The 12,862-nt window shown below is 38.7% G+C and carries 8 protein-coding genes and 1 pseudogene; 8 read left to right on the forward strand and 1 reads right to left on the reverse strand.

Translation table 11 applies throughout. From position 1 onward, the window contains the following. The first annotated feature begins 112 nt into the window (after nt 1-112). The 7 genes and pseudogenes from AC04NP_RS19685 to AC04NP_RS19715 all read left to right on the forward strand — a co-directional run bounded on the left by AC04NP_RS19685 (nt 113) and on the right by AC04NP_RS19715 (nt 9,404). The gene (locus tag AC04NP_RS19685; RefSeq protein ID WP_482861647.1) at nt 113-1,054 is read left to right on the forward strand and encodes a FecR family protein; all 942 of its coding nucleotides are present in this window, start codon (nt 113-115) and stop codon (nt 1,052-1,054) included. Beyond that, nucleotides 1,041-3,683: a TonB-dependent receptor gene (locus tag AC04NP_RS19690; RefSeq protein WP_482861648.1), complete on the forward strand. Its 2,643-nt coding sequence runs from the start codon at nt 1,041-1,043 to the stop codon at nt 3,681-3,683. The genes AC04NP_RS19685 and AC04NP_RS19690 overlap by 14 nt, the downstream gene beginning before the upstream one ends. Before the next feature lie 19 nt (nt 3,684-3,702). Further along, nucleotides 3,703-4,659, forward strand: a complete 957-nt coding sequence (locus tag AC04NP_RS19695; RefSeq protein ID WP_482861649.1) for a DUF4249 domain-containing protein — start codon at nt 3,703-3,705, stop codon at nt 4,657-4,659. Nucleotides 4,660-4,815: 156 nt separating this feature from the next. After that, nucleotides 4,816-5,613, forward strand: a complete 798-nt coding sequence (locus tag AC04NP_RS19700) for an FkbM family methyltransferase (RefSeq protein WP_482861650.1) — start codon at nt 4,816-4,818, stop codon at nt 5,611-5,613. A gap of 156 nt (nt 5,614-5,769) precedes the next feature. Next, on the forward strand, nt 5,770-6,504 hold the full coding sequence (locus AC04NP_RS19705) for a gliding motility protein GldB-related protein (RefSeq protein WP_482861651.1): 735 nt from the start codon (nt 5,770-5,772) through the stop codon (nt 6,502-6,504). Between the two features lie 125 nt (nt 6,505-6,629). After that, nucleotides 6,630-8,858 (forward strand): annotated as a pseudogene (locus AC04NP_RS19710) (bifunctional UDP-N-acetylmuramoyl-tripeptide:D-alanyl-D-alanine ligase/alanine racemase). 42 nt (nt 8,859-8,900) lie between these two features. Then, a complete protein-coding gene (locus AC04NP_RS19715; RefSeq protein ID WP_482861652.1) occupies nt 8,901-9,404 on the forward strand; it encodes a hypothetical protein in 504 nt (167 codons plus the stop codon). 621 nt (nt 9,405-10,025) lie between these two features. Here the strand turns inward: AC04NP_RS19715 and AC04NP_RS19720 are convergent. Further along, entirely contained in the window at nt 10,026-11,027 is a 1,002-nt protein-coding gene (locus AC04NP_RS19720) for a hypothetical protein (RefSeq protein ID WP_482861653.1), read from the reverse strand. 905 nt (nt 11,028-11,932) lie between these two features. Between AC04NP_RS19720 and AC04NP_RS19725 the strand changes: the two genes are divergently transcribed. After that, nucleotides 11,933-12,730, forward strand: coding sequence for an FkbM family methyltransferase (locus AC04NP_RS19725; RefSeq protein WP_482861654.1), 798 nt, complete (start codon nt 11,933-11,935; stop codon nt 12,728-12,730). Nucleotides 12,731-12,862: the final 132 nt, after the last annotated feature.

The raw sequence follows: 12,862 nt of genomic DNA on the forward strand, positions 1-12,862 counted from the left end.
TGCTGCTGATCTAATCATCAGGGTATGCCCTAAAATTTTTTATTCTCTATTTGGGTATTGCACCTGCTTTTGAATGTCCTATTTGTGAAGGTAAACAATTACTATTTATCAAATGAACTACTTGGACATTCGTATCGGCCGGTTTCTTCGGGGAGAGTTGGAGGAAGATGAAGAAAGAGCGTTTTTAACATGGCTTTCCAAAAAAGCTGAAAACCGACATTATTTTGAAGAAACCAAAATGATATGGGAGCAGGCCACCAAAACCCGCAGCCCATTTTCACCAAATGTTGAAAATGCCTGGGAACAATTTTTAGACAAGGTAAAAGAAAGACCCAGGCAAAACTATTATCCACACTTATATCGATGGATTGCAGGCACGGCGGCCTCAATACTGATAATGGTAACTTTGTTATACCTTTTTATTTTCAATGAGGCGCCAGTAAAAATCGTAACGCAACATGAAAGACAATTTAATATTGAATTACCCGATGGGTCTTTGGCCTGGCTAAACAGGGATAGTGAAATTACTTTTAAAGAAAGTAAGTCCTCAAGACATGTATTTCTTACAGGAGAAGCATATTTTGAAGTAAATCCGGATAGTAGAAGGCCTTTCACCATACATACCGGTGAGCTAACCACACAGGTAGTTGGTACTTCATTTAATGTAGATGCCGCTGGTAAGGAATTTATTAATGTTGTGGTCTTATCAGGCAAGGTATTATTATTTAATAATAGTAAAGATTCATTATTTCTCACAGAAGGAGAAATCGGAAGCTTTGATTTATCCTCTAAAAACTTGACCGAAAAACAAAACACAGATCCCAATTTTTTAGCCTGGAAAACCGGAATACTGATATTTGATGATACCCCTATGGAACAGGTGATCGGTGTATTGACAGAACATTTTGATGTAAATCTTGAATGGGATGAATCCACTACATCCCGGTTGACAGCCACCTTCGACAATCAGCCGCTGGAGGAAATCATCTCACTTATAATTCTTAGTACGGAAGCTGAAATCAGAATCACTGAAACTATCAATGAAATTAATTAACACACGCAAGATCATAGTGGTGTCATTAGTACTTTTGACTAGCAATATGCTTACTGCACAAACAGTCTTGGATGCACCTGTCAAATTGTCCTTAAAAGAAGGTACAATTAAGGAGGTTCTATCACAAATTGAGCGATTAACGGACATAAAGTTTATCTACGATAATGGAAAAATTGATGTAAATCAGAAGGTGATCATCTCTAAAGATAGTGGTGCCGTAAGAGAGTACCTGGATTTGCTTTTTGAGGGAAAAATGGTTCAATACATTGTAAAAAATGATAAAGTAATCTTAAAAAAGAGACTATCGACCGGAAAACCATCTCCAAAGAAAGCTACTATCAATGGATATCTAAGGGAAAATGGCAGCGGTGAGAATTTAATAGGAGCCACTGTTTTTGACCGAAACAGCGGGTTAGGATCTACCACCAATTATTATGGTTATTATAGCTTAACGCTTCCGGTGGGAGAGGTATCACTCGATTATTCATATGTTGGGGCACCGAAAAGTCTGTTAACATTTTACTTAAGCAAAGATACTACTGTCAATGTAGGATTGGATCTTAGTACATTGCTTGAAGAGATAATTATATCTGCTGATAAACAGGTTGCTATACAGGAAACTACTGAAATGGGAACCATCAATCTCACCAGAAAGCAAATGCAAACAAGGCCTGCCATCGGTGGTGAAACAGATGTTATTAAGGTACTGCAACTGTTACCCGGTGTGCAGGCAGGCAATGAAGGAAGTGCAGGCTTCTATGTAAGAGGGGGTGGTCCGGATCAAAATCTTATACTATTAGACGGCGTACCTGTTTATAATACTTCTCATCTTTTTGGATTTGTTTCTGTATTTAACTCCGATGCTATCAATAATATTAAATTGATTAAAGGAGCATTTCCTGCCCGGTATGGTGGAAGGCTGTCGTCGGTGGTTGAAATGAGTATGAAAGAAGGAAATATGAAGGAGCTTCGGGGATCCGGGAATGTAGGTCTTATGACAAGCAGCCTTACTTTAGAAGGACCGATTGTTAAAGATAAAACTTCATTTATGGTTTCCGGCCGTCGTACCTACCTTGATTTGATAGCCAAACCATTTACAGATGACAGCTATAATTTCTTTGACATAAATGCTAAAATAAACCACAGGTTTTCTGACAGAAGCAGGGTTTATTTTAGCGCTTATGCCGGAAGGGATAAGGGATCTTTATTAGATAGTCAGCAAACACTAGAGAGTGTAGTACCATTTGACCCGATTCATGTCGAAAACCAAAATAAGTCAAGGGTCGAATGGGGTAACTCGATTGCATTGTTACGCTGGAATTATGTCATTACGCCGAAATTGTTCAGCAACCTGAGCCTGACCCGAAGTTCGTATGATTTTGAAGCTTCCGATGAGTTCTTCCAGGAAACCAAAAATGCTACAGATACCCTTACTCAGTTTCAATACTTCCGAACCTCATCAGATATTCGGGATTTGGGCGTAAAGCTTGATTTTGATTTTTTCCCTCACCCCGATCATTATGTGAGATTTGGATTACAAGCTATTGATCATAACTTTAAACCAAATGTGGTAGGAATGCTGGCAAGTGAAAGGGTAGATACCACCTTCAACACTTCAGACATTAACGCCAGGGAATATTCGTTTTATGTGGAGGATGATTTTAAGCTGTCGGCCAAATTTCAGGCAAACATGGGGGTGCATCTATCAGGGTTTGATGTAAATTCCAAATTTTACAAGTCTATTCAACCACGGATTTCATTGCGCTACCTGTTAAATGAAAATTTTTCAGTGAAGGCGTCTTACTCACAGATGGCTCAATTTTTGCATTTGCTTACAAATCCCGGATTGGGTTTGCCTACAGATCTTTGGGTACCTGCCACAGACAAAATAGCCCCCCAGGAGTCCTCCCAGTATTCATTGGGGTTTGCATATTCACTTCCTGAATTAGGACTGGAGGCAACCATAGAAGGTTACTATAAAGAATTGGATAACCTGATTGAGTATCAGGAAGGGGCAAATTTTTTAAGATTAAATGAAGATTGGCAGGATAAGGTTGTCAGTGGCCGTGGTGAAAGCTATGGTATGGAATTTTTTATTCGCAGAAACTGGGACAAAATGGAAGGTTGGCTGGGGTATACCCTGGCATGGTCCAACAGGACTTTTGAGGAAATAAATTTTGGTAAATCGTTTCCCTACAGATATGATAGAAGGCATGACGTTAACCTGGTACTTACCCGTCATTTAAGGGATAATATTCAGGCTTCAGCTAATTGGGTATATGGTACTGGAATTGCGTTAACATTACCTTTTGCCGAATACTTTGGAACTACGAGTCTCGTCGGCCAGGAAGACGTTGCATATTTAGACCTATTAGACTTTGATTCCAGAAATGCGTTCAGGCAAAGGGCAAGTCACAGGTTAGACATTAGTATCAGCTTTGTCAAAGAGAAAAAATGGGGAAAAAGGACCTGGTTAGTGACGATTTACAATGCCTATAACCGAAGAAATCCTCTTTTTATAGAAACCAGGCCGGTCCAGGATTTTACTGATAACCGGCTGGTCAGGCTATTCCGGGAACGTACGCTTTTCCCTATTGTGCCGTCAGTATCGTATCTGTTTGAATTTTAGAAAATAACTTATTTGTTCAATGAAAGCATATAGCAATAAACAAAGAAATTTTAACCGGTTCACCATCTGTGGTATCCTGATGCTTTTCAATTTTTCCTGTGAAAATACTATTGAACTTGAAATACCGGAGAAGCCATCCAAACTTGTAGTTGGCGGGTTATTCAATACGGATAGTACCATGGTCATAAGAGTAAGTAGAACAGAGCATATTCTGTCCTATACCGATTTGGAGCGCACCCCCTTTGAGGTGAATAATGCCACTATTGAACTATATCAGAACGGAGAATTTCTGGAGGTACTGAAACCTCAAACTTATTTGGATTTAGGGGATACAATCAGAAAACAAAACGTTTATACAACAAATGGTTTTGTTGCATCTGAAGGAAATCTTTATGCTATCAATGTAAGTGCTCCTGATTTTGAACCGGTAGAAGCCTCAACAAATGTACCTTCTAAAATTCTTTTGACAGATTTTGAGGTAGACCCGGTAATGATCTCTTTACCAGATGAGAGAGCAGGTCTTCCTGCTCAAATATCTTTTCAGGATCCACCTGGTGAAGAAAACTTCTATGCCCTTGAAATTATGGTGGAAATGAGAGGTCATGATGATATACACTACACGTTTAGTCCCGAAATCGTTTCACTATTGGAGCAAAAAATTGGGTTTACGGAGTCAAATTCTGCTTTAAGTCGGGAAATATACTTAAGTGATGCCTCATTTGACGGCCAGTTATACACCTATCAATTTGCCATTCTTTGGTATCAAGTATCGGATCAAACCACAAGCTTTAAGGCAATTTTGAAACATATAAACAAAGCCCACTTTGAATATGCCACCACCGCGAGGTTGCAGGAAGCTGAAACCAGGGAAAATCCATTTTCATTACCAGTTCAAGTTCGAACCAATGTGAAAAATGGTCTTGGTATTTTTTCAGGATACAATGCATCTTTCAACACCATAAAGATGACAAACTGATTTTTTCTTTCAGAAATTGAAATTCATGAGATCACGGGGAATGCCTAATCGGCTTTTCATTTGACAGGTATTTCAACTTATGACACAGATAAGTCTTTCCCGGATTAATAACCTGGGTAGCTAATAATTTAAATATAACAGAATTGCCGAACTGACATGACAAGCGTAAAAAGGTTCCTAAAAAGGAATTGCCATAACACATTTTTTAAAGGCCTTGCAGGTTTTGGACGATCATTAAACCGGTTCTATGAAAACCGGAACCATGATGTATACAGCAATGGCGAACTAACCATTTTGAAAAAAATCTCTAAGCTGAACCCTTTGATTATTATGGATGGAGGAGCGAACACCGGAGATTATTCTTTGTCAATCAACCAGTTTATTCCTGATTGTACAATATATTCTTTTGAACCAGTAGAGAGCACATTTCAGCGACTGGTTGACAATGTAAAAGATCATCGAAATGTTATTCCCCTCAAAAAGGAATTATTCAAAGATAACTGCTTCAAGGAAATAAATTTGTTTAACGCACATTCCCATTCCTCTTTGTATGATATTGAAGGGTTACCCTATAAAATAAATCAAAAACTTGTGATTGAACTTGTGCGAGGAGATGACTTCATGAAAAAGCATAAAATAGATTATATAGATTTTTTAAAGCTTGATATTGAGGGAGCGGAATTCGATGCGCTCAAAGGGTTTGAAAATAGCATCAAACATACCAACATTAAAGCGATACAGTTTAAATATGGCTATATCAATATTTCAACCAAAAAGTTGCTGATTGATTACTACAAATTTTTTGAATCAAATGGCTATATCGCAGGCAAAATTTTCCCCAAATTGGTAGAATTCAGAAAGTATGATTTTAAGTATGAAGACTTTTTGGGGCCTAACTTCATTGCGGTTAGTCAATCGGATTCCAGGCTGATTGATTTATTGAGCAAAAAATAGACTATCTACAGTTTCGTCCGGGACGTATTTTCCTTTTTGTGTAAGGACAGGCATAAATACAATAAAAATTGTAACATAATTTTTTATAGTTTTGGCGTTATATCGAAGGTTTATTGCCACTAAGTGGTAGCGCTCGTATTTTTTAGTTAAACATGTATGAAGAAAATTTATCAGGTATCAATATTGCCATTATTCTTAAGCATTCTATTGATTTCCTCCTGTGGAAATAAACGATGTGGTGAGCATATAAATACCAGTGATATTAATATCAATCTCGAAATTGAAAGACTCGAGGACGATTTTTTTGCCTTAACGTCAAAAGACGAAGCCATTAGATTTATGGATGATAATCCGGTATTGACAGAGGCGTTTTATCAGCGCTCACAGTATCCTCACAATTCGATTTTGGTAAATAAGTTACTGGCGCTATCTTCTAACCCTTATTTAGATACCGTGCGAACGGAAGTGGATTTATTGTTTGACGAATTGGCTGACGTCAGGGAGTCATTTGAGGATGCATTTGCACGCATCAAATACTATTACCCCGAATTCGAGCCACCTGAAATAAAGACCATTATTACCGGACTGGGAGACGGAAGTGATCTTTATGTTTCACCGGAATTGATCATTCTGGGTTTAGATTGGTTTTTAGGTGAAAAAGGTACCTATCAGCCTCAGGATATCCCGCAATACATTCGGAAAAGGCTGAACAAGGCATACCTGGTACCCTCATGCCTTCTGTTTTTATCCGATTCATTTAATGCTACTGCCCTGGAAGATAAAACAATGTTGGCAGAAATGATTTATTTTGGTAAAGCTTATGCCGCCTTCACAAAGGAAATGCTGCCCTGCACCCCTGACAGTATAATTTTAGGTTACTATGGGGGGTAAAACAGAAAGTTAATTATTTAAAAAAGGGAGACTTTCATGACGGACATGACTACATCGATAAGCTTTATGAGGACGGAATCAGACAGTTTCTGGTCGAAGCCGGAGACAAAACGCGCTACAATCACTTGTCCGGCGCTAATGTCATCAAGGCACAAAACAGCCTCGAAGCTCTTCAAAAGATAACGGCTTTTCATCGGTCACGTTTTCGTTTTCCGATTATAGGAATTACGGGCAGCAATGGCAAAACCATTGTCAAAGAATGGCTCAGTCAAATGCTTTCAGGAAAATTGCGGGTGGTAAAAAGCCCCAAAAGCTATAACTCCCAGCTAGGAGTGCCCCTTTCAGTGTGGCAGCTTAGTGACCACTATCAGGTTGGGGTTTTTGAAGCAGGTATCTCCAAACCTGGGGAAATGGAGAAGATAGAAAAGGTTTTGCGTCCTACCATTGCCGTTTTTACCAACATAGGCTCCGCCCATGACAAGGGCTTTACCTCGCAGCTGGAGAAAATTCAGGAAAAGGCAAAACTTTTTAAAAATGCACAGGTAGTCATCTGCTGCAGGGACCACGAGGCCGTCTACAAGGTGCTTTTAGCCCAAACCAGACCTCCTCAAAAGCTGTTCTCCTGGTCTAAAAGCCAACCGGCCAATGTTTTGATAAAAGACGTATACGCACATGGCAACATGACAGCGCTGGAACTGGATTTTAATGACAACCGGCTTTTTTTTAAAGTTCCTTTTCATGATCCCGCTTCCCTCGAAAATATCATCAATTGCATTTGTGTGTGTCTGTATCTTAATTTTGACAAAAAGCTGATCCAGGAAGGGCTCATGGGTTTGAGCCAGGTGTCGATGCGTTTGGCTTTAAAGCAGGGAATTAATGGGTGCTACCTCATTGACGACACCTATAACAATGATTTTGCCGGCTTGAAAATCACCCTTGATTTTTTGACGCAACAAAATCAAAAGGCAAAAAAAACCCTCATTCTCTCTGATATTCTTGAGGCAGGGCCTGATAAACCGGAATTATACAAAAAAGTTGCGGCCCTGGTAGCCAGCAAGTCGATCGACCGGTTTATTGGCATTGGTCCGGAACTAAAAAAACATGCGCGGCTTTTTAATGGTGCCGCTACGTTTTATGCTGACAAACCAACTTTTTTCAGCACAACCCAAGGGGATGATTTCAGAGATGAAGTTATTCTCATCAAAGGCGCCCGCAGGTTTGCACTGGAGGAAATTGTTCATTTTTTACAAAGAAAAATTCATGGTACAGTCATGGAAATCAACCTTGATTCCATTACCCATAACCTGAATTTTTACCGGAACAAACTGGAAGCTTCCACCAAAATACTGGTGATGATAAAGGCATTTGCCTATGGCTCCGGTTTTTTGGAAATAGCCAACCTGCTGCAGTTTCACAGGGTGGACTACCTGGGTGTTGCCTACCCTGATGAAGGAGTCATTCTGAGACAAAATGGTATTACCCTCCCCATCATGGTCATGAATCCCGCTCCTGAAAGCTTTGGGAAACTGATAGAATACAATCTCGAGCCAGAGGTTTACAGCCTGAAAATGACCAGATTTTTAGCTGAGTTTTTAAGGTCAAACGGGAAATCCGTCAAAATCCACATTAAGCTTGAAACGGGAATGCACAGGCTGGGATTTGATCAGGGAGATCTGGAAGCCCTGGTGGCAATTTTGAAAGAATATCCGTAAATAAGTATCGCATCGATTTTTAGCCACCTGGCAGGCTCAGAAGGTGCCGAACATGATGAATTTTCGCAAAATCAGTTTAAATTGTTTGATCAGGGAGCGTCATTTATCGAACAATCATTGTCAGTGCGGGCCATAAAGCATATCCTCAAATCTTCAGGTATTATCCGTTTCCCTGACCGCCATTACGATATGGTACGGTTGGGCATTGGATTACATGGCATTGGTTACAACCAGGAAATTCAACAGGAACTGGAGCCGGTAGCCTCTCTGAAAACGACCATTTCACAGATCCGGGAAGTCAAAAAAGGTGATACAATTGGCTATGATCGTGTAGGAAAAGCCGATCGCCCAAAAAAGATTGCCACTCTTGCCATTGGCTATGCCGATGGTTTTGACCGCAGGTTCAGCAATGGTAAAGGTGTTGTCTGGGTCAACGGCCAATTGGCGCCGGTAATTGGGAATGTGTGCATGGACATGACGATGATCGATATTACCGGCATTGAGGCACGGGAAGAAGATCAGGTAGTAATATTCGGCAAGGAATTGCCCCTTAGAGAAATTGCCTCAAAGATTGGCACCATCCCCTATGAAATACTAACCGAAGTGAGCGGGCGTGTGAAAAGAGTGTTTTACAGTGAGTAGCCAGTTGTTTATATTTGTAAGCAGCAACTATTTAGCGTAAGCATGAATCGAAAATATTTTCTGCTGGATAAAAATTATGTGTTAAAGGAAGTTCAGGCTGAAAAAAAAGTGCCTTTTTTACAAGCACTTATAGAAAACGTCAAAACTGCCTACCTGAAGCAATCCAACCCCCTTGGGCTGCTGGATGATACAGTGCTGAGGATACAGGCATACAAAATTCATCGCATAAAGCACCTTGAAGCATTCTATGACTGTATATCGGGAATATTCCGTTATCAAATCGGAACCAACCAGTTAGAATTACTTTTTGATGGTAAGACACATTATGAAAAATACCAGGAGGACTGGGAAGAGTGCTTCACCATCTGGTCAAAAGATTTTTGTCGTGAGCCAAGGTTTTTGAAAGCTGTTTTGGCGTTAACCGTTTTCTACGAAAATGAGCACAGCGCGGTTTTGGCCGAAAACAGGTTGAAGTATTTTATTGGCAATCACTTTGGTTTAAAACTCTATCGTTACAAGGGGATCGTGAAAATGCACGTTGCCTGAAATCAGGGATTTTTTATAAATAAACTTTTTTGTTCTGCATTTGTAATTAGGCTTCCCTTCTAATTAATAATTACGAAAAAAACATCATTTAAGACGCTTAGACAGGGTTTTTGCTCTTTTATAATGCAGACAAAACCCCCGTTTTTAACCATTTTATATCGAAAATGGGGTTTTAAGACAAGGTCAGTAATCAGGGACTCCAAACAATCTTTGGAATTTGCAAGATTTAACAACAGTGAAAGGGTATTCACTTACCAAAATACCACTTGACAAGCTTTTTTCTATGTTTTATAAAAACACGAAAGAATTGAACCAAATATTCTTCTGCATACCTTGTCAAAATCTAATTAGAAGGAAGGCCTAATTAATGATGGGTATTCAATGTTGTTTGCTTAAGGGGTTAACCTGTTGTTAATAAGAGATTTAAAAATAAAAAACTGAAGTCGCCAGTAGTAGAATCCGCAGAAACTCCCTTTTACTAATTTAGTGTTTTTTTTGCAGTTTAGTATAGGTGTATTTAACCGAAAATGACCTTTTGAAATCCCATTGTATCAATACTGACTTTGATAGCTTAAAAGTTTAAAAGAATGGGGTTGGCTGTAATTTTATTACTTTTCTGGTCTACTTTGTTTTCTTAGATATAATAATTACCCATTCGTTGTCAGGATCATCGCCTGATACGGCATGTTTAATGAACCCAGCAACCTCTATTTGCCAGAAAGAATCATCATAAATGAATTCGCAAGGTGTCGGCTCATCCATAAAAAGCCCAATCTGATTACTGTACATCCCTGTATAATTTGTTAGGCTTAAATTTATGCTTTTAGTGGTTGGGGCGCAGAAAAGAGAGCCGGTACTCGCTCTTAACATTTTTGTGTTAGTATTTAATGCGAGAGTGATATTTCTTTTTTCCCCGGCTTCTTTCCACCCACCACTTCCTTTCCACTCTAGCTTTACTTGTAACACTACTACGGATATGTTCATAGAAGTAAATGTTAAGATTTCATGAACATACTTTCTTCTACCTGATATAGGCACACCCATATGAGATTTAATATCAAATTCATTTTGCCACCTCGCATCCAAATCAATCAAACCCAAATCAGTCTTTCCGTTATTGATGGAAATATCGGGAGAATAATAACTTACCTTCACATCGAATGACTTTTTGATAAGATCGGGATCCGTTTTTATTTCGCGAAAATCCCGGACACTTTGATGATCCACATAATGTTGTTGGCCCTTCTGGAAAAATATGACTTCATCTCCCACCTGCATCAACCCTTGCTCATTCAGCAGATATAAGTAGGCCTGGGGAAAATTAAAGCTTGACAGATCTTCCAAAGCTGGATTTGTCGCTCCATTAACCTGGGAGAAATCACTCAATGCCTTGTTCAAAGATTTATAAGAAAAATTTTTGGACCAGGCCTCTAATTGTTCATGGGTATAATCACTAAGATCTCTAAAAATCTGAAAAAATTGATCTGTGTCACTAACAACCAATCTTCCGTCAATGGATTTGATGGTAGTGTTAGAATTACGCTCTGCGAGTAATACCTCATTATCATCGGTGCATGCAAATAGCAATAATGATAGACTTAAGAAAAATGTTAGTTTGCTCATTTTAGAAAGGGTTTTGGTGATTAATTTATTATTATATGCCAGTTGTTAAGTGTGTGCCACGCCTGCCCACCATTGTATTTTCCCAATGTTTCCAGGTTGGTGAAAATCCATACTCATGGATCTTCACGAGCACTGAATTATATCAAACACTAATCGGTTAAGTATTCCATAGTGGTTCCTGTTGCTAGTTTGTTCCCTAATGAAAAGACTATGTCTGCTAACACCCCAACTATCTTTATCCAAATACCACATGGACCCTTAGCTGGTATTCTTCTTTCTGTGCTTACGTTAGACTAATAGCTACACCTTTCTTTCTTGGAAATCTTTCACAAGTATTCATTGAAAAACCACAGCTAGGCCCCAAACAAAATGGCTTGTCATTTGACAAAGCATTAAGAAAAATATCTAAAATTAAAAACTAAACATTAATACTAAAAAAGCAAGCCATCCGACAACAAAAAGTATTGCTTCAACAGAGAATTGTCATCAGAGAACTAATTTGGCATAAACATCCAAACAAAACTCTGTCTTTAATTCCAGATACCTTCTATCTATTTTTGTCTTTTCATACTGAGAGAAAGACATTAGAAATGGTAGATTTCCAGATCTGGTGATGTATCCCCTAGTGCCTTTTGATATCCTTCCTGAGCCTTTCATTTGTCCAAAAATAGCAGAAAAGCGCTTAGAAATAATGCGCTAATTATCTATCTTTACCGAGTCTAGGCTGGCCAAACGGACTGGCGATTTTGGAAAAATAAAACATCATGAGACATGCTTTGTGTCTCAGGACTTATTGGCTCCTTATGGCAGTTTTTTCATCAAATTTTTAAATGCATTTGTCCTGTTTTCTGGCCTGACAATATAGGTAGACAATTATTTAAATATAACAGAATCCCTAAACTGACATGATAGGTGCAAAAAGACTCCTTAAAAGGAATTGCCATAACGTATTTTTTAAAGGCCTGGCAGGTTTTGGACTGTCGTTAAACCGGTTTTATGAAAACAGAAATCACGATATATACAGCAATGGCGAATTAACCATATTGAAGAAAATATCGGAAATTGACCCACAGATCATCGTGGATGGAGGAGCGAATACCGGAGACTATTCCCTTGCCATCAAGCAGGTTATTCCTGATTGCAAGCTTTATTCTTTTGAACCGGTCGAAAGCACTTTTCAGCAATTGGTTGAAAATTTGCAAGACTGTCAAAATGTTGTTCCTATTAAAAGGGGGTTATTCAAAGACAACTGCTCCAGGGAAATTAACATATTCAATTCAGATGCCCACTCCTCTTTATATGATATTGAAGGATTGTCATATAATGCCAATCAAAAGGTCGTTATTGAGCTTGTGCGGGGTGATGACTTTATGAGAGAACGCCAAATAGATTGCCTGGATTTTTTAAAGCTTGATGTCGAAGGAGCGGAATTCGATGCCTTGAAAGGATTTGAAAATAGCCTTAAACATGGAAATATTAAAGCAATACAGTTTGAATACGGATACATAAATATTTCAACGAAAAAGTTGTTGATCGATTACTACAAATTTTTCGAGTCTCATAACTACGTTCTAGGAAAAATTTTCCCAAAAGTAGTGGAGTTCAGAAAGTATGAATTTAAATATGAGGACTTCCTAGGGCCTAATTTTATTGCCGTCAGCAAATCAGAACCCAAACTGATTGATTTACTGAGCAGTAAATAGACCAGCTTAAAATTTCGACATAGGGGTATTTTAGTTTTTTGTGTAAGAATGGATCTCAATAGCATAAATAATATTGCATTATTTTTATAGTTTTGACGTTATAAGGAGGGTTTTTTTGTCGGGATCTGGCTT

Source organism: Agaribacillus sp. DX54 (genome assembly GCF_056858335.1).